Origin of the sequence: Halomonas sp. HAL1 (assembly GCF_030544485.1) — a bacterium.
In the GTDB taxonomy this organism is placed as follows: domain Bacteria; phylum Pseudomonadota; class Gammaproteobacteria; order Pseudomonadales; family Halomonadaceae; genus Vreelandella; species Vreelandella arctica.
Window position 1 is genome coordinate 1,933,405 of sequence record NZ_CP130610.1, and the last position, 25,588, is coordinate 1,958,992.

General features: G+C 54.2%; 21 protein-coding genes. 13 read left to right on the forward strand and 8 right to left on the reverse strand.

Annotated features, from left to right (window positions below; all coding sequences use genetic code 11):
• Window positions 1-322 precede the first annotated feature (322 nt).
• Window positions 323-1,234 (forward strand): PAS domain-containing protein, encoded by a 912-nt coding sequence (locus tag Q3Y66_RS09040; RefSeq protein ID WP_008956840.1) that lies wholly within the window; start codon window positions 323-325, stop codon window positions 1,232-1,234.
• A 32-nt stretch (window positions 1,235-1,266) separates the two neighbouring features.
• Window positions 1,267-2,025 (forward strand): diguanylate cyclase, encoded by a 759-nt coding sequence (locus Q3Y66_RS09045; RefSeq protein ID WP_303319551.1) that lies wholly within the window; start codon window positions 1,267-1,269, stop codon window positions 2,023-2,025.
• Here Q3Y66_RS09045 and Q3Y66_RS09050 read toward each other — a convergent pair.
• Complete coding sequence (locus Q3Y66_RS09050) at window positions 2,004-3,017, reverse strand: IS630 family transposase (RefSeq protein WP_303319479.1); 1,014 nt, start codon at window positions 3,015-3,017, stop codon at window positions 2,004-2,006. The genes Q3Y66_RS09045 and Q3Y66_RS09050 overlap by 22 nt on opposite strands.
• A gap of 50 nt (window positions 3,018-3,067) precedes the next feature.
• Between Q3Y66_RS09050 and Q3Y66_RS20950 the strand changes: the two genes are divergently transcribed.
• Together Q3Y66_RS20950 and Q3Y66_RS09055 are read left to right on the forward strand one after the other, a co-directional pair.
• Complete coding sequence (locus Q3Y66_RS20950) at window positions 3,068-3,304, forward strand: GGDEF domain-containing protein (RefSeq protein WP_368411723.1); 237 nt, start codon at window positions 3,068-3,070, stop codon at window positions 3,302-3,304.
• Between the two features lie 399 nt (window positions 3,305-3,703).
• Window positions 3,704-6,370: a bifunctional acetate--CoA ligase family protein/GNAT family N-acetyltransferase gene (locus Q3Y66_RS09055; protein WP_008958061.1), complete on the forward strand. Its 2,667-nt coding sequence runs from the start codon at window positions 3,704-3,706 to the stop codon at window positions 6,368-6,370.
• Window positions 6,371-6,474: 104 nt separating this feature from the next.
• On the opposite strand, the gene Q3Y66_RS09060 is transcribed toward Q3Y66_RS09055, so the two are convergent.
• From Q3Y66_RS09060 to Q3Y66_RS09080, 5 genes are all read right to left on the reverse strand, one after another.
• Window positions 6,475-7,968 carry an MFS transporter gene (locus Q3Y66_RS09060; protein ID WP_008958060.1) on the reverse strand — a complete coding sequence of 498 codons (1,494 nt, stop codon included), beginning with the start codon at window positions 7,966-7,968 and terminating at the stop codon, window positions 6,475-6,477.
• A gap of 58 nt (window positions 7,969-8,026) precedes the next feature.
• A complete protein-coding gene (locus Q3Y66_RS09065) occupies window positions 8,027-8,485 on the reverse strand; it encodes a universal stress protein (protein WP_008958059.1) in 459 nt (152 codons plus the stop codon).
• 72 nt (window positions 8,486-8,557) lie between these two features.
• Window positions 8,558-10,150: an antiporter gene (locus tag Q3Y66_RS09070; protein ID WP_008958058.1), complete on the reverse strand. Its 1,593-nt coding sequence runs from the start codon at window positions 10,148-10,150 to the stop codon at window positions 8,558-8,560.
• Between the two features lie 238 nt (window positions 10,151-10,388).
• The gene (narL, locus tag Q3Y66_RS09075; protein WP_008958057.1) at window positions 10,389-11,057 is read right to left on the reverse strand and encodes a two-component system response regulator NarL; all 669 of its coding nucleotides are present in this window, start codon (window positions 11,055-11,057) and stop codon (window positions 10,389-10,391) included.
• Complete coding sequence (locus Q3Y66_RS09080; protein ID WP_008958056.1) at window positions 11,057-12,955, reverse strand: type IV pili methyl-accepting chemotaxis transducer N-terminal domain-containing protein; 1,899 nt, start codon at window positions 12,953-12,955, stop codon at window positions 11,057-11,059. Before Q3Y66_RS09080 ends, narL begins: the two co-directional genes overlap by 1 nt.
• Before the next feature lie 176 nt (window positions 12,956-13,131).
• On the opposite strand from Q3Y66_RS09080, the gene Q3Y66_RS09085 reads away from it, so the two are divergent.
• The 3 genes from Q3Y66_RS09085 to Q3Y66_RS09095 are packed head-to-tail and all read left to right on the forward strand — an operon-like array spanning window position 13,132 to window position 14,548.
• Complete coding sequence (locus tag Q3Y66_RS09085) at window positions 13,132-13,701, forward strand: hypothetical protein (RefSeq protein WP_238528523.1); 570 nt, start codon at window positions 13,132-13,134, stop codon at window positions 13,699-13,701.
• A gap of 56 nt (window positions 13,702-13,757) precedes the next feature.
• Window positions 13,758-14,150 (forward strand): hypothetical protein, encoded by a 393-nt coding sequence (locus Q3Y66_RS09090; protein WP_008958054.1) that lies wholly within the window; start codon window positions 13,758-13,760, stop codon window positions 14,148-14,150.
• Between the two features lie 11 nt (window positions 14,151-14,161).
• The gene (locus Q3Y66_RS09095; RefSeq protein WP_008958053.1) at window positions 14,162-14,548 is read left to right on the forward strand and encodes a SirB2 family protein; all 387 of its coding nucleotides are present in this window, start codon (window positions 14,162-14,164) and stop codon (window positions 14,546-14,548) included.
• A gap of 41 nt (window positions 14,549-14,589) precedes the next feature.
• Here Q3Y66_RS09095 and hmpA read toward each other — a convergent pair whose 3' ends face one another.
• The gene (gene hmpA / locus Q3Y66_RS09100) at window positions 14,590-15,762 is read right to left on the reverse strand and encodes an NO-inducible flavohemoprotein (protein WP_008958052.1); all 1,173 of its coding nucleotides are present in this window, start codon (window positions 15,760-15,762) and stop codon (window positions 14,590-14,592) included.
• 158 nt (window positions 15,763-15,920) lie between these two features.
• On the opposite strand from hmpA, the gene Q3Y66_RS09105 reads away from it, so the two are divergent.
• Window positions 15,921-17,132: an NnrS family protein gene (locus Q3Y66_RS09105; protein WP_008958051.1), complete on the forward strand. Its 1,212-nt coding sequence runs from the start codon at window positions 15,921-15,923 to the stop codon at window positions 17,130-17,132.
• A 6-nt stretch (window positions 17,133-17,138) separates the two neighbouring features.
• Here the strand turns inward: Q3Y66_RS09105 and Q3Y66_RS09110 are convergent, their stop codons facing one another.
• Window positions 17,139-17,585, reverse strand: coding sequence for an Rrf2 family transcriptional regulator (locus Q3Y66_RS09110; protein ID WP_008958050.1), 447 nt, complete (start codon window positions 17,583-17,585; stop codon window positions 17,139-17,141).
• A 277-nt stretch (window positions 17,586-17,862) separates the two neighbouring features.
• On the opposite strand from Q3Y66_RS09110, the gene Q3Y66_RS09115 reads away from it, so the two are divergent.
• The 5 genes from Q3Y66_RS09115 to Q3Y66_RS09135 are packed head-to-tail and all read left to right on the forward strand — an operon-like array spanning window position 17,863 to window position 25,579.
• Window positions 17,863-21,660, forward strand: coding sequence for a nitrate reductase subunit alpha (locus Q3Y66_RS09115; protein ID WP_008958049.1), 3,798 nt, complete (start codon window positions 17,863-17,865; stop codon window positions 21,658-21,660).
• Window positions 21,657-23,219, forward strand: coding sequence for a nitrate reductase subunit beta (narH, locus tag Q3Y66_RS09120; protein ID WP_008958048.1), 1,563 nt, complete (start codon window positions 21,657-21,659; stop codon window positions 23,217-23,219). Before Q3Y66_RS09115 ends, narH begins: the two co-directional genes overlap by 4 nt.
• On the forward strand, window positions 23,212-24,012 hold the full coding sequence (gene narJ, locus Q3Y66_RS09125) for a nitrate reductase molybdenum cofactor assembly chaperone (RefSeq protein ID WP_008958047.1): 801 nt from the start codon (window positions 23,212-23,214) through the stop codon (window positions 24,010-24,012). The genes narH and narJ overlap by 8 nt, the downstream gene beginning before the upstream one ends.
• Window positions 24,013-24,025: 13 nt before the next feature.
• Window positions 24,026-24,718 carry a respiratory nitrate reductase subunit gamma gene (gene narI, locus Q3Y66_RS09130; RefSeq protein ID WP_008958046.1) on the forward strand — a complete coding sequence of 231 codons (693 nt, stop codon included), beginning with the start codon at window positions 24,026-24,028 and terminating at the stop codon, window positions 24,716-24,718.
• Window positions 24,719-24,757: 39 nt separating this feature from the next.
• A complete protein-coding gene (locus tag Q3Y66_RS09135) occupies window positions 24,758-25,579 on the forward strand; it encodes a peptidylprolyl isomerase (RefSeq protein ID WP_008958045.1) in 822 nt (273 codons plus the stop codon).
• Window positions 25,580-25,588 lie beyond the last annotated feature (9 nt).

Below are 25,588 nucleotides of genomic sequence, written 5' to 3' on the forward strand. Positions count from 1 at the left end.
GCTTCGTGGCGAATACGCTGTCGGCCAGCCAAGCATCTAGCTATAAAAAAACGGAACGGTAAGTTATGAGTCTAAAGTCTACTGTTACTAAATCCAGTGTGTCGTGGTTGCTCTAAAAATTAGTATATTTTTATGAATCATTTATATGTTAGCTAACTAAGTAAAAGCTGTTTTGTTATTTTAATTATCTTTTTAATAACTTCAGTAACTAATTCACGCATGTTATTTTCTTGACAGGCTAGGTAAAAGCGACCATAAGTAAAGGTTAGATACATCGGCTGAAAATAGTTAATTAATTATCGCGCCAGCGATGAGGAATATCATGCTGGACAGACAAAGGCAGAAGATTAGCAATTATACCGTTCAGCACGATGCAAGGGGCCATGCACTTGATATGTTAATTGCCTCGGTTGCTGATTTTTTTGTTTTTCCTATTGCGCTAGTAACACTGGTCGGAGATGAGCATTGGCTTATCGCAAAAGCTGGCATTGATGTTGATGCTATTGCAATGGAAAATGCCTTTTGCAAACATGTGGTCAACCAGAAAGGCCTACTGATAGTAGATGATGCAAGTGTTCACCCTGATTTTCAACATAATCCATTAGTAACAGGCGAGCCGGGCATTCGGTTTTATGCGCGGGTTCCTTTAATGGCGGGTGGTAAAGAGGTAGGGGCGGTATGCTTAATTGATAGTAAGCCAAATATCTTGTCTACAAAAGACCTGCGCTTTCTTGAAACACTAAGCTATTTTATTAGTGATTATATTTATTTGATCGATAAACACGTAAACACCCGTGTTGATTGGTTTTATAAGCAGTTAGGGGCTGATGTGGGAGTCGATACATGGGAGTGGATAATTTCTACCGGTGAAATTCAGTTTGGCCCAACTTGGTTTTATTTGTTAGGCATTGAGCCTGTAGATAATAAGATCACACTCAGTTATTGGATGAGTAGAGTGCATGCCGATGATTACGAATGTCTAAAAAAATCGGTTATTGAGCACCTTGAAGGTAGAGCGGTCGCTATTAATAATGAGTTTCGTGCTCGTCATATTAATGGTAGCTGGATATGGTTTGAAATCTATGGAAAAGCGTTTGAATATGATGAAAGCGGGGCTCCATTACGGGTGGCTGGTACAAGTAAAAATATTACTGTTAAGAAAAATGGAGAATTAAGTGAGCGTAAGCAGATTTGTTTGCTTAATTTTATTATTAGGGCCCAAGCTGTTTTTTAAGAGAGAAAGATATTAAGAAATCATGCAGCTTTATTTTTGAAGAGCTGCTGGCGCTTGCTGACAGTGAGGTTGGCTTTATTGGTCAATTAGTTGAGCTGGACGGTAAAGAAATGTTATTTATACATTCGCTTTCTCAAGTGAGTTGGTGCCGGGCTTCTGATGTCTTGTATGATTCTTACGAAAAGGGGGAGTTATATATAGCCAGTGAAAATAATGTTTTTGGTAAAGTGATCTCAGCGGGCAAGTTTGTTTTGATGAATGATTACATTCACCATACTAATCCCCTTGGAATGCCACCTGGACATCCAATATTACGACGCTTTTTGGGATTGCCTATCAAGGTCGGTGACGAGGTCGTGGGTATAATTGGCTTGGCTAATAAAAGCGTCGATTATACAGAGGAGGATGCTGCGTTTTTTCAACCTTTGTTGGATACGCTTGGTACCCTCTTTTACGCCTTGGAAATGGGGAAGTCACGTCAGAGCATTGTGGAAAAATTACGCTATTTAGCAGAAACAGATGCACTTACTAATTTACCCAATCGTCGTGTTTTTGTCGAGAAATTAAGTTCAATTGGTCAGGGCTCGTTCAGCCCATTTACTATTGCGATACTCGACATTGATTTTTTTAAAGCCATTAATGATGAACACGGCCACCAAATAGGTGATGAGGTATTGGCGGAGGTGGCTCACCGTTTAAGTCGGGAAATAAGGCCAAGCGATTTTATTGCACGTATTGGTGGTGAAGAATTTGGACTGTATCTAAGTGGTTATGCAAAAGTTATTGAGTAATCAGTGCCGTAACCATTACATACTTTTTTGACCGCTTCACAAAGCTTATCGAACGAACTGTAGGCTGTTAACGGTAGCCACCGGTATTTGATTTCGCGCCAAAGGATTTCGATCAGATTCAGCTCCGGCGAATATGGCGACAAGTAGACCAGGTGAATGCGATGTGCCATCCAATCAATAAGTTTGCGCTGGAACGCCTTGGAACGGTGCATCCTGGCATTATCCAGTATCACGACGGCGAATGCGTCAGGGTCTTTATGTGCCGCAAACTGATCAAAGGCTTCTATAACGGTTTCAGTGGTCACTGAGTCGGTGGTCATATGGTGAAAAAACTCACCTTTTCTGGTGAGAAAGCCCAGTACATTCAGCCGTTTGCTGTGTGGGTAGGCCGTGACTTCCCAGGGCTTGGCTATCGGGCTCCATGCATAAGGAAGTGACGATGATTGCGAGAAACCGGCTTCATCAAAGAAATAGAGATCGCACTCACCATCATCTTCCCACTCCTTCAATACATTGATTATCTCTTGCGTATGGCGGAAATCCGCTTCGTCACGATGTGCCCTCAATGAGCGGCGTATCCGCTTACAGCTATAGCCTTTTTTTAACGCGCGCCGCAACGTGTCCTGGCTGACGACGTTACCTGTCTGCTCCTGAAACTTGGCATGGAGGACAGGCAATTGATGGGGATACTCTTCAACCAGTTGTTCTAACACAGCAAGATCGCTCTCGCTGAGAAGGTGCGGGCGTCCTTCGCGAGGCTTGTCTTGAAGACCTTCAATACCGTCTGCTTCCCATTGGGATAACCAAGTCGATACCGTATCGCGCTTAACCCCAATAATATCGCGAATCTGGTTAATCGTATGGCCCTTGTGGTTGAGCAGAATGGCGTGGGCCCGACGACGTAGTGCTCTCTTTTCGCCGTACTGGTAGGCTTCATTTAAGATACGTTGCTGGTCAGGTGTTAAAGAAACGAAACGTAAGCGCCGAGACATGGTTCTGTATTTTACTCTGATGGATCTTTGTTCTTTATACGCGATAATTTATGCAGAATCACTTAAATGATGCTATCGATATATTCCCGTTAGATACCCTTTGCACAGCTGTTGCCAGCGTACCTATCTCAACCAGTAATGGTCTTATTAGCGTCTCTGTAAGTATTGGTGCTTATCACGTATGCCACCCCAGTCAATGGGAAGATGATCTGAGGTGTGCTGACCATGCGCTTTACCGAGCAAAGAAAGAAGGACGCAACTGCGTTAGATGGCATATGACCGACTAGTGTGCGTTCTGCACTTCAAGGCCTAGCACGCAGCTTGTTAGCTTGCTGTATGAGGCAGTGATAGTCGACAAAACTCGATTTGAGGAGATTGTAGTGCTGTCATTGTCTTGGTTTCTCCTGTGAAGTTAAACCTCCTGTGAAGTTAAAACAGTATAAATGTCCTTGGCCTAGCTGCCTTACGCGATACACGATGACTTGACGGTCATCATGGTTCGTTTAAATAATTTCAAGTTAAATTTTATGTAGCCATCTCGGTATACTTTATTAGATAGTCGTCTTGATGTTTTTTCGATGCAAGGCGTGAGAACGGCGATTTAGCTGTAATATTTCTTCCTTAACTAACGTTGATGAACGCGCAGCATACCGCGCTGACCTGCCATTGCTAGACGGAGATGTTCAATGTCAATTCGCAATTTAGATGCGTTGTTTTCTCCCACCACGATCGCTTTGATTGGTGCCAGCAATCGCCCAGGCTCAGTAGGTGCTGTGCTGGCGCGTAACTTGTTTGATGCCGGATTCGAAGGGCCAATCCTGACCGTGAACCCAAGAGAGCGGGCTATCCGCTCGTCTCTCAACTACCACACGGTAAGTGAGCTGCCGCTAGCGCCTGACTTGGCCATTATTGCGACGCCACCAGATACGGTCCCCGGGCTTATTCGTGAGCTTGGGGAGCGTGGGTGCCGGGCTGCAGTGGTGATTACCGCGGGCTTCGGTGAAGGTGAGCATGCCGATGGCCAAGTGCTCAAACAGGCGATGCTTGATGCGGCAAAGCCTTACTTGATGCGCATTGTTGGCCCTAATTGCTTGGGGGTCTTGGCACCGCACCGGGGAATCAATGCCAGCTTTGCGCACCTCATGCCCCAAAAGGGGAATGTCGCCTTTGTGACGCAGTCTGGCGCGGTGGCTACTTCTATCCTCGATTGGGCGTCAGCGCGGGGGGTCGGCTTTTCGCATGTGGTGTCCCTCGGTTCGATGAGCGATGTCGATTTCGGCGATATGCTCGACTACTTGGCCCTCGACCCCAAGACGCATTCCATTCTGCTTTATGTTGAGGCCATTACCGAGGCACGCAAATTCTTATCGGCGGCCCGCAAGGCCTCACGTAATAAGCCTGTGGTGGTGGTTAAAGCAGGGCGCAGCGATGCTGGCGCCAAAGCCGCACTGTCACATACCGGGGCGCTGGCGGGTGCTGATGCCGTTTACGATGCAGCGTTTCGGCGCGCAGGTATGCTGCGGGTCAATACACTTGATGAACTGTTTCAAGCCGCAGGCACCCTGGCCACCGGTATTCACGTTAAAGGCGACCGGCTAGCTATTCTCACCAATGGAGGGGGAATCGGTGTGCTGGCAGTGGATGAGCTGGCCGAGATGCAGGGTCGCTTGGCCGCGCTTTCTGAAGCAACGCTAGTGCGTTTGGATAGTGTGCTGCCACCCACGTGGTCGCATGCCAATCCGGTCGATATCCTCGGCGATGCGCCGGGCGAGCGCTACACAAGCGCACTTGAAGCCTTGCTCAATGAGAAAGAGGCGGATGCGATTCTTGTTATGAACTGTCCCACCGCGGTCGCTGATAGCCTGGACGCTGCCCAAGCGGTGGTTGATACCCTGGGGTCGCAACGCCCGGCCGTTCTTACCTGCTGGCTGGGAGAAGGCGCGCCAGCTAAGGCCCGCCATTTATTTGCGGCACAAAAAATTCCAACCTACGAAACGCCTGAGCAGGCCATCCGGGCCTTCTGGCACTTATCCAGCTACTGGCGAAACCAGCAAACGTTGATGGAAACGCCACCGCCCATTTCCACTGACGGCACCATCGATAAAGCCAGCGCAAACGCTATTATTGACCAAGTCCTTAAAGATGAGCGCAACGTGCTGACCGAGCCCGAGGCCTCGGCAATATTGTCGGCTTATGGGATTCCAACCGTCCCTGCCATCGCTGTGCATACACCGGAAGAGGCGAGTGAAGCAGCAAAACAGTTGGGCTTCCCGGTCGTGCTGAAGATCCTCTCGCGTGATATTTCGCATAAGTCTGATAGCGGGGGAGTGCAGTTGAACCTGGCCTCGCCCGGTGCGGTGGCACAGGCGGCCGAGGATATGCTGGCGACGCTGCGCCAAGTGGCGCCTGAGGCGCGGTTAGATGGTTTTAATGTGCAGCCGATGATTCGTCGCCCTGGGGCGCATGAGCTGATTTTAGGTGTCGCGGAAGATAGCGTTTTCGGGCCGATTATTATGTTTGGCCAGGGAGGCACGGCAGTAGAGCTAATCGGTGACCGGGTGGTGGGTCTCCCGCCACTCAACCCGCTGCTAGCACAAGAAATGATCAAGGCGACACGTATCTCACGTTTGCTGCGAGGCTACCGTGACCGTCCTGCGGCCGACTTGGAGGCGATTTCTCTCACGCTCATTAAACTGTCACAGTTGATCAGCGATCTGGATCGCGTGGTTGAACTGGATATCAACCCGCTACTGGCCGATGCCACCGGAGTGATTGCCTTGGATGCGCGGATCGTGGTCAGGGCCGACCGTGAAGAGCGGCCTCCGTTTGCTATACGCCCCTATCCGCAGCAACTTGAGCAAACTATCGAAACACGCAATGGCCAACATTATTCACTGCGCCCTATTCGTCCCGAAGATGAGGGTGCGCTGGTGGATATGCTTCGTTATTCCACGTCCGATGATGTGCGGCTACGCTTCTTTGCTGCCATCCGGCGGTTCGACCATGCCTTCGCCGCCCGGCTGACTCAGATCGATTATGATCGGGAAATGGCGTTTATTGCGATGCCACAAGGTAAACAGGAAATCGTGGGTGTTGTCCGTTTGTCTGCTGATCCCGACAAGGAAAAGGCGGAGTTTGCGATCATGGTGCGTAGTGACATGAAGGGCACCGGGCTTGGCTATCGGCTTATGCAGCAGATGATTGACTATGCGCGTGAAAATGGCCTTCAGCAGGTCTTTGCCGATGTTCTGCGAGAAAACCATGCCATGCGAGAAATGGCGAAAGAGTTTGGTTTCGTGGTCCAGTCAACCAAAGATGAAGCAGATACCGTCATGATTGTGCTTAATCTGTAACGCCGCTATCCGGAAACTACCTGAGTTGGTAACCCAGGGAGCTATCTTGGTCATCTGCTCTGACACCCCGGGTTATGTGTGTTAATTAACGATGGTCTGAATGTTCAAGGTTTCGCATTCTGTAGCGCTTGTTCTTCGATGGCCCTATCGACTGAAGAGACATAGTACTCGTCGTCGAAAGCGCCTTCTGGTTCCTTGAGCCACACTAGGCAGATCACCCAACTGATGAAGGCACCCGTCGCGATGATGTAGAAGAACTGCGAGGGTGTGACAAACGTAAAGATGGTTAGGTAGACCACCGCGCCAACATTACCGTAAGCGCCCGCCATGCCCGAGATTTGCCCAGTGATGCGGCGTTTGATGGAGGGAATGATACCGAAGGTTGCCCCCTCAGCCCCTTGCACGAAAATCGAGGTGCCGATGGTCACCGCAATGGCCAGAATGAGTGGCCAACTCGAATTGAGCATGGCCATCAGCAAGAACCCAACGCTAATGCCAAACATGTAGCACAGCATTACGAAACGCCGGTTACCCATGCGGTCGGAAACCATGCCGCCCATGGGGCGTGCGACCAGATTGACGAAAGCGAACGACGCCGCGATCAGGCCGGCCGTGGCGGCATTCAACCCCCAGGTCTCCTCAAAGAACATGGGCAGCATCGATACCACCGCCAACTCAGCGCCGAAGTTGGCAAAGTAAGTGCTGTTAAGCGCGGCCACGCTGTTGAATGAGTACTTATCATCCTCAGGTACACCCTTGCGCAGAATCGGCAGATTGACCCGTAGGATTTGTACTATCTGATAAATGACGATCGCTACGATGGTGAGGTAAGCGATGACCGCACCAGTGACCGATAAATAGCCCATGTACTGGATGCGCCAGACCAGAATCGCGAGTACGCCGACCAGCGGGATTGTCCAGATAATCAGCTTGATCATATCGCCCCAGGAGCTCACTTCCATAGCGGCGGTTTTGCGTGGCTTGCGGTGGGCTTTAGCGTCCGGGCCATCGGTGATCGCGAACCAGTAGTAAACGCCGTAGGCTGCCATCACAATAGCGCTCTGGGCAATTGCCCAGCGCCAGCCATCGGGGCCGCCGTACATGCTCAAGGCGATGGTCGGCAGCGACATGGCCGCGACGGCGGAGCCGAAGTTACCCCAACCAGCGTAAAAGCCCTCGGCGAAACCGATGTCTTTCGGCTTGAACCACAGCGCGGTCATGTGGATACCGACCACAAAGCTGGCACCAATCGAACTCAGCACCAGGCGCGCCACCAGCAGTTGCGTCATGCTGTTACCGAAAGCGAACGCCAACGCCGGTAGCGCCATAGTGACCATGAGCACCGAGAACACCCGTCGCGGGCCGAATCGATCCAGCGCCATGCCGACGATGATGCGGGCGGGAATGGTCAAGGCCACGTTGCAGATGGCGAACAGCTTGAGATCATCCGTGGTCAGCCAGTCGACGCTCTTGAGCATGCTCGACGCGAGCGGCGCCATGTTGAACCACACGTAAAAGGTAATAAAGAAGGCAATCCAGGTCAGGTGCAAGGCCCGAATCTCAGGGCTGCGAAACTTGAATACAGCGGAAACTTTCATGGTCGTATCGTCCTGTGTCCCAAAGGTGGTTTGTACCAAAAAGAGGGGTGGGGGCTGCTCAAGGGCTGGGTAGGATCAATAAGGGACACTCGGCGCGCCGGGCCAGGAACGAGCTGACGCTGCCGAAAGTCATGTAGTCGAGTTCATCAACAAAATAAGTCAACGACTTGGCGATGATACCGCCGTCCGGCTGATGGCTATGGCGGGCAATGACCAGTAGGTCTGGCGAGAGTTTGCGAGTGGCCTGCAGCAACATCTTGCGCGCATCCCCCTCGGCGAGAAGCTGCTCGGCCTGGAAGCCCTCGCCGATGGCGAATGCCACACCCTCTTGAAGGTGCCGTTTAACCTCATCGCGTTCCTGCTGAAAAAGCGTTTCGTTGCTATCGGTAGCGTCGAGTGGGTTCTCCACCACGCCGACCAGTACCAGCAGAGGTTGGTTGCAGCGGAACATAGTGACGACTTGAGCGAGCGCCAGCTTGGCGTTTCGCGAACCGTCATAGGCGATCATGATTTTCATGGTGTCCTCCCGCAGTGGGGTAGGGAGTGAAGACCCGGAGCTTGGCTCCGGGCGTAAAGAAGCAAGTTGTATTCAAGGGTTTTTGACGTAGGCACCCTTGCGTAGGTAGAACCACCAGTTGATGACCAGGCAGATGGCGTAGAAGACCGCAAAGCCATACATGGCAAGTTCCGGTGTGCCGGCCTGGATTTGCTCGCCCATTACCCGCGGGGCGATAAAGGCGCCATAGGCAGCGACGGCTGAGGTCCAGCCAAGTACCGGGCCTTTCTGCTGCTGGTCGAAAATAACCCCGATGCTGCGGAAGGTAGAGCCGTTGCCGATGCCACTGGCGGCGAATAACACGATGAATAGCAGCAGGAATAGCCAGAAGAATTGATTTGGATCGGCGGCGTTGTAAGCCAGCATCATCACGTAGCCGGTGGCGATAGAGGCGACCACCATGACCGCGGAGATTATTTGGGTAACGATGGAGCCACCCACTTTGTCGGAGATCCATCCGCCCAGCGGACGGATCAGGGCGCCCACGAAGGGGCCTATCCAGGCCCAGGTTAAAGCGCTGGGCGCCTCTGGGTTAGCCACGCGAATCAGCGTGCCATCGGCAGTGGCTTCCATCATGTTGCCGAAGATCACGTTGATGGAGAGCGGCAGGGCTGCAGAGAAGCCGATAAAGGAGCCGAAGGTTAGAATGTAGAGGATGGTCATTGACCAAGTGTGCTTATTGGTAAATATCGCGAACTGCTTCTGAATATTGGGCTTGATGTCGCCTGGAATCAGGCGCAACAACACTAGAGTCAGAACAATGGTTAACGGCAGGGCAATCCACATATTAAGCCAGCCAAGTGCCAACATACCGACGATGGCGGTCACCAAGCCGACGCCGTAAAGCCCTAATATTTTGCCGAAAGCCGCCAGCGGCGAACCAGGGTTGGGCGTAATAGTGCGAAGATTGTTCATGCCGAACCAACCGGCGAACGCCAGCGGAATCAGAAAAACGAGCCAGATAAAGCCAGCATTCTGGATCCAGGTATCAGTTCCCGCTTCGATGCGACCAATCAAGGTGCCGCTGGCGCTTTGCAATTCCATCGGCGAACCGGCTATAGCGCCGAAAATGCCGACGGTCATTACCAGCGGGATGACAACTTGCATGGCGGTGACGCCGAAATTGCCGAGGCCTGCATTCATGCCCAGGGCGTAACCTTGCTGCTTGCTGGGATAAAATGTGGAGATGTTGCTCATCGAGCAAGCGAAGTTGCCACCGCCGATACCGGAAAGTAGCGCCAACGCCTGGAAAACCCAGAACGGCGTGTCTGGGTTCATCAAAGCGATACCAGTTCCTGCGGCGGGGATCATCAATAGCGCGGTGGTCAGAAAGATAGTGTTACGCCCGCCAGCGATGCGGATCATGAACGATGCTGGGATGCGCAGTGTGGCACCGGCTAAACCGGCAAGTGCGGTCAGGGAAAATAGCTGGTTAACCGTGAACGAAAAACCCAGGTTCTGCATCTGGGTGGTAATCATTCCCCACATCATCCAGACAGCGAATCCCATCAGCAGACTGGGAATGGATATCCATAGATTGCGGTTGGCAATGTGCTTGCCTTCCTGTTCCCAGAATTGGGCGTCTTCGACATTCCATTTCTCAATGTCGGCATTTCTCTTGCTCATGGCGGATTCCCCTTGGCTTCAAACCTTTCTGCATTTGGCAGTTAGAAGGCAAGATACGCTTGCAAAGGGGATTGGGAAACTAAGAGAAATAACCTATAAATCAGCGACATACCTCTTGATAGGTAGCCGCTGAAAAGCCCATGTTCATTGTTTTTAAAGACAAAAAATAGAGAGGGGGTAAGCGCGGGTCAGAGCAAAAGTATGCTGTGAGTCTTTGGAGGTAACCACACAGAATCGACTAGTGATCGATACCTTCCTGGACTGCCCAGACGGCGGCTTCGACACGCGAGCGTAAGTTGAGCTTTTTGAGCAGGTGCTTGACGTGAACCTTGACCGTGCCTTCGGTAATATCCAGCTTGCGCGCGATGAGCTTATTGGAGAGGCCGCCAGCAAGCTGTTGCAGAATTTCGCGTTCACGCAGCGTTAAGCTATGAATATCCGGGGTGGTGGGCGCATTGCGCTGATTACGCAGGGCTTCAGCGAGTAGGGCGGTCAGGCTTTCGCTGATGACCATGCGCCCCAAAGCAGCCTGACGCAGCTGGCGAACCATGTCTTCAGGCTCCATATCCTTTAACAGGTAACCGTCGGCACCGTTGCGCAGCGCAGCGACAACATCATCCTCATGGTTGGAAACAGTAAACATCACCACCCGGCCGCTATAGTTAGCTTCCCGTAGGCGGCGCAAGGCTTCTAAGCCATTGACGCCTGGCATGTTCAAATCCAGTAGAACCAGGTCAGGCTCAAGTTTGAGGGCCAGCGCAATGCCTTCTTCTGGGTCGCCCGTCTCACCAACCAATTCAAGGTCGTCTTCTAGTTCAAGCAGCTGTATCACGCCACGCCGTAGTAGCGGGTGGTCGTCGATAATCATCAGGCTGGCGGGTGTATCGTTGGCGGTGGTCAGCGTCATTAAGAAGTCCCTGTACCTAAGTGAGAGTCGGGGGCAGCCGTCACAGGCTGCTGCTGAATTAAGCGAGCGGTCAACGGCGTAAACACAATCTCAACACTGGTGCCGCCCGTGGGGCGATTGGCGATGCTCAGCTTCCCGTTCAGGGTAGTGGCACGGTCGCGAATGATCACCAAACCGTAGTGCATCGGCGGCGAACTATCGTCTTCAAGGCCGATGCCGTCATCCTCAATACGCACTAGCAGGCGAGCATCGGCGAAACGCACGGTGACCCCAGCCCAGTGGGCTTGGGCATGCTTGTGGGTATTGGCCAGCGCCTCGCGAATGATCTGCAGGACGTGAATTTCTTCATTGGGGTTAAGCAGATAAGGCGGCACATCGTAGTCAAGGTCGACCGCTACCCCCATGCGCTTGCTAAACTCCTCGATGGTCTGGCGCAAGGCAAACTGCAGCCCCGGTCCCTCAAGTTTGAGCCGGAACGTAGTGAGTAGCTCACGCAGTTGACGATAGGCGCTGTTCAAGCCGGTACGTAGTTCGTCGAATACCGCAGACTGCGCCTCGCGGGTTGCCTCTTTTTGCTGCATGCGTTCGAGACGGGCGACCTGCATCTTGAGATAAGAGAGTGATTGGGCTAGAGAGTCGTGCAGTTCGCGCGCAATGATGGTTCGCTCGTTGATCAACGTGACGTGCTGCTGCTCCTCGATACGCCGCTGCAGGTACACCGCCGTGGCGAGCTGGTCGGCTAACATGGTGAGCAGCCGACGGGTGCTATCGTTGAGCCGCTCCTGGGGATACCACACTTCTAAGGTGCCTAGTAGCGTATCGCCTACGCTGATAGGTAGCAGTAAGCATTGGGACCGGTTATTGGCCACTATTTCCAAGGGGCGGGGATCGATTAGGCAGGCGTGGCATTCCTGGTCACGGCAATACTCTGGTCGGGTACGCGAGTGGGTTTCTAAAACCGGCATTTCCCGTTGATCAAAAGGATCGTTTAGGGAAAGCCGTATCGGGCCAATATCCAGCAGCTTTTCAAGTTCGCGTAACATGGGCGCTGCGCTAGAGCAGAGATCATTACCGCCCCCATACAGCGAGCGGCTGGCATCGTGCATTACCCGCAGCGCCTGATTGCTGCGTTCAAGCTCCTGCTCCTTGCGCGACACCTTGTCTTCTAATGCGGCATAGCTTGTTGCCAACTCGGCAGACATCTTGTTAAAGGTGTGTCCCAACAATGCCAACTCGTCGCTGCCGCGAAGCTGTGAACGCGGCTTGAAGTTGCGCTGAGCCGCCTCGCGGGCAAGTACCATAAGCTGGCGTAAAGGCACTACCAGATTGAAGCGAACATCGTAGAGGGCTATCGAAACGACAATAGCGATCAGTACCAGGAAAAGCACTTGCATCATGCCTAGCAGTCGCACCTTGGCCTCGGTGCTCTGCTCCAGATAGGTCACTAGAATTTCGATGTCACTGACCATCGCCACGATCATCATTTCTAGCGTATCCAGGTCAAGCGCTGTGGCTGTGGACGGTGCCTCTAGTGCCGGGCGAAGCGTGTGCTGCCAGTAGACCTGAAGTTTCTCCAATTGACGGCGGCGCTCATGACTATCATCAGCAGGGATTGTTTGTTGTAGCGTTGTGCCATGCAAACGCTGATCGAAGCGCGAAATCAGACCGTCGAGCTGCTCTTCGCTTGTCTCCTCTGGGACATACGCCAGGCGCTGCAAGGCCCCCATGATCTGATAGGCATTCATGCGTAGTGAGCCAGCGACATTGATCGCGGCCGCATCGCCACGGCTGCTGTTAGACATTGCCATGGTCAGGGTGATGCTGATGAGTGCCATCCCGCTAATGGCAAGTAAGGACGCAATGATGCGAGCAACCAGGGAGCGCTGAAGTAATTTCATGGCATTTCCGATAGCGCGGAAGAGGTAAGGGAGTGTGGCACTGGCTGCATTTCGATACGAGGGCTATTCCTTTGGGGATAGCCGGCCTACCTCCGATGTTTTTTGACCTACACCCGGTATTTGCCGACAATTCTGGCATGTCTTCCGATGCCTTTATACCTTTGCTGGGAAACGCCATGCCGTCATCTGTGCCGCCTCCCACGTTGAAGGCATCAATACAGCCAGTTGATGGTTATCAAATGCTGGTCGCTATGCTGTTAATGCCACTGGCAAGCGCTTTAGCGGTGGCTAGCTGGACACTTTATGCCCTGCTCGCAAAACAACCAATCTATGTGCTGATACCGCTGTGTAGTGGTGCCCTGCTGGTGTGGCCGGCTTTGTATATCGCCAGGCTAGGTGACACTTGCCGCTTGATGCAGTGGCTATTACTGGGGCTAGCGTTGGTGCTGGGCGGGTTTGGGATGGCAAGCCAGCCGTGGGAATTTCTGCTGGTGGGCGTTGGGCTCGGATTAGGAGGCGCGGTGATTGCTACCGGTATCGCCCACGCCAAAGGCTGGATGCCTGGTCGTTGGGTGCATCTTTGTGTGGGGCTTTGTCTTGCCTTAGCGGCAGGGGTAGGGCTTTCCTTGCGGATGGCGCCCCTGGTCGTCCAAGCCTATGGTTGGCGCGCAGCGCCATTCAGTCTGCTGATCCCACTGTTCATGATAATGCTGCTGCTATGGCTTTTTGTAGAGTCACCCGAGTAACGTCATCTACTAGTCTCACCTACTGATTCTTAACTACTAGCGATAAGGCTCCTTTTATGACTATAGCGACGTTTGCCGATTTACTGCAGGAAGCACGTAAACAACCTAAGCCCCAGCGACTGCTGTTTGTGTTCGTTCGCGCAGAGCTGCCTGATTTCCCTGATGCTGACCAGCGGCGCCGCTTCGAACAGGGTGAAGGGGGTGTGTTGGTGCCTGTGGTATGCGTAGACAAGTCGATGGAGGCGCTGAGCAGCATGGCTGCTTTGGTCGAGGAGTCTCGCCGTACCGAGATTGAATGGGATCTAGTCTTCGCTGCAGCCATGGACGACCCAGAAGATGATACCGAGGTTGAACGGCAGCTCCAGCGTATGATGGAGTCGCTGCAAATGGGTAATATCACCGCCTATCTTGCCTTCGATCATCACGGCAATGCGGTTAACGTCGGCTAGGGACGGTTACCATGGAGCACTATTTCCTCATCAAGCACCTGCACATGACGGCCGCTGCGCTGAGCATCACGCTCTTCGTAGTGCGCGCCTGGTGGTCGGTACAGGAAAGCCCGCGGCTCAACGCCCGTTGGGTCAAGGTATTGCCCCATCTCATCGACACGGCCTTGCTGGGGCTTGGGGTGACCTTGATGGTATTGCTTTCCGTATGGCCCTGGCAGCTTCCTTGGCTTGGCGCCAAGTTACTGGCGCTGCTGGCCTATATCGGTATTGGCACCATTGCGATTAAGTGCGGGGCAACGCCAACGGTGCGAGCCTTGGCAGCATTAGTGGCGTTGGCCATCTTCGCCTATATGGTGGGGGCCGCTGTTCATCACAGCCCGCTTTCCTGGTTGGCATGAGTTAGGGCAATAAACCCTAAGCTCTAACCAGGGGACAAGTGTCAGGCTGCTTCGAGAGGGCGCGAGGGGCCAAAGTGCTCGAAGTGGCGGCGATCCTCATCGACACCCAATTCAGACAAAGCACTATTGATTGCCGTCATGAATCCTTGGGGACCCACAAAATAGCAGCGTGTCTTAAGGTCTGGTAGGTAGTGAGCTAATAAACTGCGGTCGATACGACCAATATGCTCGGCTTCGTTGCCGCGCTCATGAATGCGGACAGCCTGAAGGTGTTCAGGGTACTCGCTCTCTAGCGCTTCTAATTCGCCTTTAAAAGCATCATGCTCGGCATCCAAGGCGGCGTGTAGATAGATGACCTGCCGCCCAAGTGACAAGGCATGGCGAGCCATGGGAAGTAGAGGCGTTTGCCCAACCCCTCCACTGGCAAGCAGCAGAGGTTCGTCACCCTCAACCAAGGTAAGGTCACCAGCTGGTGGTAACAGTTCCAAGATATCGCCTGGTTGTAAAACATCGTGGAAGTGGCGGCTGACTTGGCCCTGTTCTTCGCGTTTGATCGAGATTCGATAGCTTTGGCCATTTGGCGTGTCTGAGAGGCTGTAATGTCGATAAACCAGCTCGCCATTAATGGTTAGACGTATACCGATATACTGACCTGGCTCATGGTCAGCCACACGACCTCCATCCTCGGGTTCAAGGATAAAAGAACGAATTAAGGCACTTTCCTGCTGGGTACTGGCGATCTTGAAACGACGTGTGCCGCGCCAGCCGCCCGGACGCTGCTCAAACTCACGATAGCGCTGATCTTCAAGATCGATCAAAAGAGCGGCGAGCTCGTTATACAGAGCGCCCCAGGCGTCGGCGATTTCTGGTGTCACGGCATCACCGAGTACTTCGCCAATCGCCGCCAGCAAACATTCACCGACGATAGGGTACTGTTCAGGGAGAATGCCTAGCGAGATGTGTTTACTGACCACAACATCCAGCGTGGCCCGCGCCTGAGCTGGGTTGCTGCGTAGTTGGACATAGGCCAAAACAGCGTGGGCCAGGGCACGGGGCTGACCACCGCTTTGCTGATGAACCTCATTAAAGAGCGGTTTGACCTCTGGGTAGCGGGTAAACATTAGCGGATAGAAGCGCTGGGTAATCGCATTTAAGTGTTCGGCTACGACGGGAGCGGTCGCGTTGATCAGTTTTTCCTGCTCATGTGTTAGCACTGTTAATCCCTCGGTATATTAAGAAGTATTTAAAATGAATCTTAATGCCTTGGGCCTATAAACGCCAGCCATAAGATGTATTTTTGATGCATGTCATGGTCTTTGTTAATGGCTAGGCGCACAATCATATTTCCAAGTAATTTAGTCGGGATCATGCCATGCCAACGACCACCTCATCCCAGCCTGTTTCTAAGCTTGAACATCTGCCATTCATGCGCTTGGCTTTTAGGCCTTTCTTTTTGCTGGCTGCGCTGTTTAGTGTGGCGTCTCTACTGGTGTGGTTGGCCTTCTGGCATGGCACTATTTTGCTGCGTCCTTATGGCGGCCTAGTGTTCTGGCATCAGCATGAAATGTTGTTTGGCTTTGCCGCGGCGGTGGTAGCGGGATTTTTGCTGACTGCCGTACGCAACTGGACAGGACTGCCGAGCTTAAGCGGCGCGCCGCTACTGGGTCTGGTGGTGCTATGGCTATTGGGTAGAGTGCTGATGGCTTTTCCCATGGATTTGCCAGGATGGCTGCTGCTGGCGGTTGACCTTGTATTTCTTCCAGTGGTCGCCATTACTATGGCGCGTCTGGTTATTACCGCAAAGCGTTGGCGCAACTTGATCTTTATACCTGTGCTGTTGCTGTTTGCCACGGCTAACCTGGCGATGCACTTAGGGGTGATGCAGGGTGACGCCGAGCTGATCCGCCAAGCCGCCTACTTGGCCGTACTGTTAATCACACTGATGATGACCGTAGTGGGCGGACGTGTGATTGCCATGTTCACTGCCAATCGTTTGGGCCGCACCAAACCTGAACCTATTGCTTTGCTCGAAGGAGTGACGCTGGTGAGTACGGCTGGCGTAGTCGTGCTGCAGCTGGTCATCATGTTGGGGGTTGCCATTCCTGCTTTATTAATGGGGGGAGTGATGCTCTTAGCGGCGTTGGCCAATACTGTTCGCATGGCGCGCTGGGGTGGGCTGCACAGTTGGCGCGAACCTTTACTTTGGGGGCTCCACGGCAGCTACGCCTGTATTCCGCTAGGGCTTATCATGTGGGTCTTGGCACTCATGGGGCTGATGCGCGTTGAACTTGCCGTGCACGCCCTCACCATCGGGGGCATGGGCACCATGATGCTGGCCATGATGGCCAGAGTTTCACTAGGTCATACGGGCCGCCCCATACGCACTTTGCCAGGTATTGGTGTGGCGCTAGGCTTAATGCTAATAGCCGCCTTAGTGCGCTCACCCGTTTTGGCGTTATTTCCCCAGATCACCCACTGGATCTACACGCTGAGCATCATTTTCTGGTGTTTGGCCTACGTAATATTTCTTGTGCACTACACATGGCCTTTGATGCAGGCAAGAGTCGACGGGCAGGATGGCTAGTGAGTGCTAAGCGCTGACAGTAGGAATGCGCATAAGTTGCGCCAGTTGAGATTGTTGACTGCCCAGCAGGTCGGCCAATGTGTAGCGGTCGAGCACGTCTAGAAATGCTGACAGTGCATCATTAAGAATCGGTTGAAGGCGACATGCTGGCGTAATGATGCAGGCATTGTCGCTATGAAAGCACTCCACTAACGCCATGTCATTTTCCATCTCGCGTACCAGCTCACCTAACCCAATGGTTGCGGGGTCACGTGTCAGCAGTAAGCCGCCATTCTTGCCACGAATAGCGGTAACGTAGTTCTTCTGACTAAGCTCCTGAACGATTTTCATCAAATGATTGCGTGAGATATTAAACGTCTCGGCAATTTCATTAATCGTAGAACGCTCCTCCCCCTTGGCCGCAAGAAAGATCAATACGCGTATCGAATAATCGGTGAATCGGGTGAGATGCATGGAGTGCGTTTTGCTCCGATGTTCAGCTAGTTATTAAACAAGTATGTTGTATGAATGTTCAGTAAGTTGCAATGAGAAAAGCCAACACTAACGCACGGCGTAATTTCAACAACTCCCAGCGTCTATTCCTTTACGTTCGCCGCTCTATCACCTTGGGGGTAGACAGGGTGTATATGGAGGTAATCACGCAGTAATTCGCTTGTCGATCACGCAGAATCCACTCCATGGAACCCGCACTGACGGGTATGCAAATTTCCGAGGAGCCTGGAGATCGACCATGAGTCACTTCATAGATCGGCTGAATTTCTTCCGCAAGTCCCGCGAGCCTTTTGCCAACGAACACGGTGAACTACGCAGCGAATCCCGTGAATGGGAAAATAGCTACCGTGCCCGCTGGCAGCACGACAAAGTGGTGCGCAGCACTCACGGGGTGAACTGCACCGGCTCTTGCAGCTGGAAAATCTACGTCAAAAACGGCCTGGTTACCTGGGAGACCCAACAGACCGACTATCCGCGTACCCGTCCCGACCTACCCAACCATGAGCCGCGTGGCTGCCCGCGCGGCGCCAGCTACTCCTGGTATCTGTACAGTGCCAATCGCCTCAAGTATCCATTAGTGCGCAAGCCGCTGCTGGCGCTATGGCGCGAAGCGCTCAAGGCTAACCCAGACCCGGTAGATGCCTGGGCGTCTATCGTCGAAGACCCCGCCAAAACCAAACAGTACAAGCGTGCTCGCGGCATGGGCGGCTTCGTTCGCGGTAACTGGGACGAGCTCAACGAGCTGGTCGCGGCCTCGAACGTTTACACCGCCAAGCAGTACGGCCCCGACCGGATCATTGGCTTCTCGCCGATTCCTGCCATGTCGATGGTCAGCTACGCCGCGGGTAGCCGCTACCTCTCGCTGATTGGCGGCGTCTGCATGAGCTTCTACGACTGGTATTGCGACTTGCCGCCAGCCTCACCGATGACCTGGGGCGAGCAGACCGACGTACCTGAGTCCGCTGACTGGTACAACTCCGGCTACATTATTGCCTGGGGCTCCAACGTACCCCAGACGCGTACCCCGGACGCCCACTTCTTTACCGAAGTACGTTACAAGGGCACCAAGACGGTCTCGATCACTCCGGATTATGCCGAAGTCTCCAAACTGACCGACGAATGGCTGTCCGCCAAGCAGGGCACCGATGCCGCCCTGGCGATGGCCATGGGCCATGTCATCCTCAAGGAATTCCACCTTGAGAACCCCAGTGCCTATTTCACCGACTATGTGCGCCGCTATACCGACATGCCGTTCCTGGTGGAACTGGAAGCGCGGGAAGATGGCAGCTTCGCACCGGGTCGCCAATTGCGTGCCAGTGATTTTGATGCTGCCCTAGGCCAGGAAAACAATCCCGAGTGGAAAACCGTCGCCTGGGACGAAACCCGTGACCAGCTGGTGGTACCACGCGGTTCCATCGGTTTCCGCTGGGGCGAAACTGGCGACGAAGTGGGCAAGTGGAACCTAGAATCGCTGGACGCCGCAGGCACTGAAATAAAGCCACTATTAAGTTTGGTCAACCACCATGATAGCGTTGCGCGCGTGGCGTTCCCTTACTTCGGTGGCATAGAGCACGAGCACTTTGAGCACGTAAAAGGCGCCGGTGTTGGCGCCGCCGATGACTTACTGTTCCACAATTTGCCCGCCAAACGCTTGAAGAGAGCCGATGGCAGCGAAATGCTGGCGGTCACCGTTTTTGATCTGATGTGTGCCAACTACGGTATCGACCGTGGCTTTGTCGGCGACGGCGAGGATGATGGCGCGACCTCGTATGATCAGATTCGCCCCTATACCCCCGCGTGGCAGGAGAAAATTACCGGTGTCTCGGCAGAGCAGTGCACCCGTATTGCCCGTGAGTTTGCCGACAACGCCCATAAAACCAACGGCCGTAGCATGATCATCGTCGGTGCCGGTATGAACCACTGGTACCACATGGACATGAACTACCGCGGCCTAATTAACATGCTGGTCATGTGTGGCTGTATCGGCCAGAGCGGTGGTGGCTGGGCGCACTATGTGGGCCAGGAAAAATTGCGCCCGCAGACTGGCTGGACGCCGCTAGCCTTTGGTCTTGATTGGCAGCGTCCGCCGCGTCATATGAACTCCACCTCGTTTTTTTACAGTCACTCCTCACAGTGGCGCTACGAGAAGCTGGAGATCAAGGAAATCCTCTCGCCATTGGTCAAGGTTGAGGACTATCCGGGCAGTTTGATTGATTTTAACGTGCGCGCTGAGCGCATGGGCTGGCTGCCGTCAGCCCCTCAACTAGACACTAACCCGCTACGCCTGGCCAAAAAAGCAGAAGCCGCGGGTATGTCGACAGCTGACTATGCCGTTCAGCAGCTCAAGAGCGGTGAACTGCGCTTTGCCGCGGAAGACCCGGATGCACCGGAGAACTTCCCGCGCAATATGTTCATCTGGCGCTCCAACCTGCTGGGCAGCTCCGGTAAGGGCCATGAGTACATGCTCAAGTACTTGCTGGGTACTCGCCACGGTATTCAGGGTAAAGACCTGGGCGACTTCGGCGGCCAGAAGCCTGAAGAAGTCGTATGGCGTGACGAGGCGCCGGAAGGCAAGCTCGACCTGCTGGTGACGCTGGATTTCCGCATGTCCACCACCTGCCTTTACTCGGATATCGTGCTGCCTACGGCAACCTGGTATGAGAAGGACGACCTCAATACCTCTGACATGCACCCCTTTATTCATCCATTGACTGCCGCCACCGACCCGGCTTGGGAATCGCGCAGTGACTGGGATATTTACAAGGGTATTGCCAAGGCGTTCTCCAAAGTGTGTGTAGGCCACCTGGGCGAGGAGACCGACCTGGTCACGCTGCCGATGCAGCACGACTCGCCTGGAGAGTTGGCCCAGCCGGCGGTGATGGATTGGAAGAAGGGCGAATGCGCGCCGATTCCCGGCAAGACCATGCCATCGCTTATTGAAGTCAAGCGCAACTACCCCGAAACCTATGAGCGCTTCACCTCCATAGGGCCGCTGCTGGAAAGTATCGGTAACGGCGGCAAGGGCATCGCTTGGAATACCGATGCTGAAGTCGAGCTGCTGGGCAAGCTCAACCATCGCAAATTGGATGGCCCGCATAAAGGGCGCCCGTTGATCGACAGCGCTATCGATGCTGCCGAAATGATTCTGACCCTGGCTCCAGAAACCAACGGCGCCGTGGCAGTGAAAGCGTGGGAAGCGCTCTCCAAAATTACCGGGCGTGACCATACCCACCTGGCAAGGCCCAAACATGACGAAAAAATCCGTTTTCGCGATGTTGTTGCCCAGCCTCGCAAGATTATCTCCAGCCCGACCTGGTCCGGCCTGGAAGATGAGCACGTCTCCTATAACGCCGGTTACACCAACGTTCACGAGCTGATTCCCTGGCGCACCGTGAGTGGCCGTCAGCAGTTCTATCAGGATCACGCCTGGATGCGTGCTTTCGGCGAAAGCCTGCTGGTCTATCGTCCACCCATCGATACCAAGGCGGCCAAAGGTTTCCGGCTTCCCGCCGACAACGGCTTCAAGAGCAAGGCGCTGAACTTCCTCACGCCGCACCAGAAGTGGGGCATTCACTCCACTTACTCCGACAACCTGATGATGTTGACGCTCAACCGCGGCGGCCCGGTGGTGTGGCTCTCCGAGGCGGACGCGGCGGAAATCGAGATCGAGGACAACGACTGGATCGAGGTCTACAACGCCAACGGCTCGATTGCGGCACGGGCAGTGGTCAGCCAGCGGGTCAAGGCGGGCATGGTGATGATGTACCACGCCCAGGAGCGCAACGTGAACGTCCCTGGCTCTGAGGTCACCGGCACGCGGGGCGGTATTCACAACTCGGTCACCCGTGTCTGCCCCAAGCCAACCCATATGATCGGCGGCTACGCGCAGCTCTCTTACAGTTTTAATTATTACGGCACCGTCGGCTCAAATCGCGATGAGTTCGTGTTAGTGCGCAAGATGAAACACGTTGACTGGCTGGATGGTGAAGGCAATGACAGTGTTCAGAAGAACAGTGCTCAGGAGGCCGTGAAATGAAAATTCGTTCCCAGGTAGGCATGGTTCTCAACCTTGATAAGTGTATCGGTTGCCACACCTGTTCGGTGACCTGCAAAAATGTCTGGACCAGTCGCGAAGGCATGGAGTACGCCTGGTTCAACAATGTCGAGACCAAGCCCGGTATCGGCTACCCCAAAGAGTGGGAGAACCAGGCCAAGTGGAAGGGCGGCTGGATGCGCCGTAACGACGGCCGGATTGAACCGCGTATTGGTGGCAAATGGCGGGTGCTGGCGAATATCTTCGCCAACCCCGACCTGCCTGAAATGGATGACTACTATGAGCCGTTCACTTTCGACTATCAACACCTGCATACCGCCAAGATCGGCGAGCACCAGCCGGTGGCACGTCCGCGCTCGCTGATTTCCGGTCAGCGTATGAGAAAGATCGAATGGGGCCCAAACTGGGAAGAGATTCTCGGCACCGAGTTCGCCAAGCGGCGCAAAGACGCCAACTTCGACAAGGTGCAGGCAGATATCTACGGCCAGTTTGAAAACACCTTCATGATGTACCTGCCGCGCCTGTGCGAGCACTGCTTGAACCCCACCTGCGTAGCCAGCTGCCCAAGCGGTGCCATCTACAAGCGCGAAGAGGACGGCATCGTTCTAATTGACCAGGACAAGTGCCGTGGCTGGCGGATGTGTATCTCCGGCTGCCCCTACAAAAAGATCTACTACAACTGGAAAAGTGGTAAGTCCGAAAAATGCATCTTCTGCTACCCGCGTATCGAGGCCGGTCAGCCGACTATTTGCTCCGAGACCTGTGTGGGCCGCATTCGCTATCTCGGCGTGCTGCTATATGACGCCGACCGCATTGAAGAGGTGGCAAGTTCTCCCGACGAGCGTGACCTCTACCATCGCCAGCGCGAGATCTTCCTTGATCCCAACGATCCGGAAGTGATTGCCCAGGCCAAGCGGGATGGCATTCAAGACAACGTCATCAAAGCCGCCCAGGCCTCACCGGTTTACAAGATGGCGATCGACTGGGGATTGGCGCTGCCGCTGCACCCAGAATACCGCACGCTGCCGATGGTGTGGTACGTACCGCCGCTGTCGCCGATTCAATCTGCCGCTGAAGCAGGGCATGTGGAATTCGACGGCATCCTGCCCAAAATTGAATCGCTGCGTATTCCAGTGAAGTACCTAGCCAACCTGCTAACTGCTGGCGAAGAGGAGCCCGTGGTGCTGGCACTCAAGCGCTTAATGGCGATGCGTGTCTATATGCGCAGTAAGCATGTGGATGGCGTTCCTAATGCCGAGGTACTCGACGCCGTCGGGCTGAGCGTGGCCCAAGTAGAGGAGATGTACCGCTACCTGGCCATTGCCAACTACGAGGATCGTTTCGTGATCCCCACCAGCCATCGAGAAATGGCCACCGAAGCCTTCCCTGAACGGGGAGGATGCGGCTTTACCTTTGGTGATGGTTGCCACGGTGAGAGCCAGCCCAACCTGTTCAATGGCCGAAAGCAGACCAGCGTGTTGGTGAAGCCGGTAGAGGTCTTCGACCCGCAGCCACAACTTGAGGAGTCTCGTCATGACTGAAGCCGCTACCCAATCGCCGACCCCGGTAGAGCCGTCGTTCGAACCGCTACAGGGTATGCGTAGCCTACGCGTACTGGCCCGCCTGCTCGATTACCCGACCCAGGAACTGCAGGATGCCTGTGGCGAGCTTATCGAAATCCTCAATGCCGAGCGCCGCCTGGGGGCGGCTCTCAAGTCGTCATTAATGGAGTGGTGTCAGCGACTTAACGATGGCGACTTGCTTGAGCTGCAGGCCGAGTATGTCGCCATGTTCGATAAGGGGCGCGCTACGTCGCTGCTGCTATTTGAACACGTGCACGGCGAGTCCCGTGACCGTGGTCAGGCCATGGTGGATCTTATGGCTGAGTACAGCGCGGCCGGGTTCGAGTTGGATGCCCGTGAACTGCCCGATCATCTACCGGTGTTTCTTGAATACCTGTCGCTGTGCGACGAAGCCGAGATAGGCCGCTGGCTGGGCGAAATACGCCATATCCTGGCACTACTGACCGCACGACTGGAGGAGCGGGGAGCGGATTACGCCCTGGTACCGATGTCACTGTTGGCGTTAATTGGGGCAGAGGGTGATGTCGAAGAGCATCGGCCCCAGGTCAAAAAAGAAGCGCCTGATAACACCCCCGAAGCATTGGACGCCGTATGGGAAGAAGAAGCGGTGCGCTTCTCGGCCACTTCTGACGAAGACTGCGCGCTGCAGTCCGCCGAAGGCCGCCGTCTTGCCGAGCGCAAGAATACCGTTAAGAGCGAGGCCGTTCGCATTATGAGCGCCACCTCACCAACCTCTTCTGCCAATCGTTAATAGGAGAACCGCTATGTACGACGCGATTGAGCACTATTTCACCCATCTGATCTACGGTTACTACCCCTACCTGGCCGGTACGGTGTTCTTGGTCGGTAGTCTCATGCGTTACGACCAAGGTCAGTTCACCTGGAAGACTGGCTCCAGCCAAATGCTGTCCTCAAAAAACATGCGCCTGGCCAGCAACCTGTTCCATATCGGGATTATCGTTATCTTCTTCGGTCATTTGGTGGGCATGCTCACGCCGCACTGGGTCTACGCGCCTTTCCTACATGCTGGCACTAAGCAGTTGATTGCCATTGTGGTCGGCGGTATCGCCGGTGCCATGTGCGTGGTGGGCGGCGCCATGTTGCTCTATCGGCGTGTGGTCAATCCACGCGTAAAGGCGTCGTCGAGCATGATGGATACCTTGATCCTGGGTTTAATCGTTTTACAGGCGTGCCTGGGTATGGTGACCATCATCTTCTCGCTAGGCCATATGGACGGTGAAATGATGCTGACGCTCTCCAGCTGGGCACAGTCGATAGTCTTCTTTAGCGGCGGTGCGGCGGATTACATGCAGGAAGTGTCGTGGATCTACAAACTGCATATCTTTATCGGCCTAACCATCATCCTGCTGTTCCCCTTCTCGCGCTTGGTGCATGTGTGGAGCGTACCGTTTGGCTATGTGACCCGGCGGTATCAGCTTGTCCGCCGTCGCGCCTAAACACTTACTGTGCTTGCCTAGGCCTAGAGGAGAAATAACATGCAGATGATTGATATCGAACAACTACCAGGAGGTGTCGCTCCGCCTCCGGTACGTGTCGGCGACGCCAGTATCGATGAAGCAACGATTGCGTTAGAGATGCAGTACCACCCCGCCGAAACGGCGGGGGAGGCCCAGCTTCAGGCGGCTCGTGCGCTGGTGGTTAGAGAGCTGCTGCGCCAGCGAGCTAACGTCCTGGGTCTACTATCGACACAGGAAGCCAGCGAAGCGCAGGAGGATGCGGCGATTGCTGCCTTGCTTGAGCAGGAACTTGAGGTGCCCGAACCGGGAGAAGCCGATTGCCAACGCTTTTTTGATACCCACCGTGAGCGCTTCAGCGAGCCGACCCAGCTACGTGTAAGGCATATTCTGCTAGCAGCGGCACCGGATGACTCCCAGGGCCGCGACGACGCGTACCAGCTTGGCGAAAAACTGCTTAAAGAACTTAATTCCATACCCGAGCGGTTTGCCGAATTTGCGCAACACCACTCCGCGTGCCCTTCAAAAGAGATGGATGGCGATTTGGGCTGGCTAGTGTCAGGCCAGACCGTCCCTGAGCTGGATCGCGCTTTGCAGCACCTGCCCGAAGGCCTTCATGAGCGCCCCTTGGCGTCTCGCTATGGCTGGCATGTAGTAATCATTGACGAACGGCGTGAAGGGCGGTCGTTACCTTTCGATCAGGTGGCCGACCGAGTGCGTCACAGCCTGCGCGAGCAGGCGACGCGACGTGCATTGCGCCACTATTTGCTGGCGCTGGAAAGCGAAATAGGCGTCGAAGGAATTATTCTGGATGACGATGCTGGCGGCAGCTTGATGCAATAGCTTGAAGCA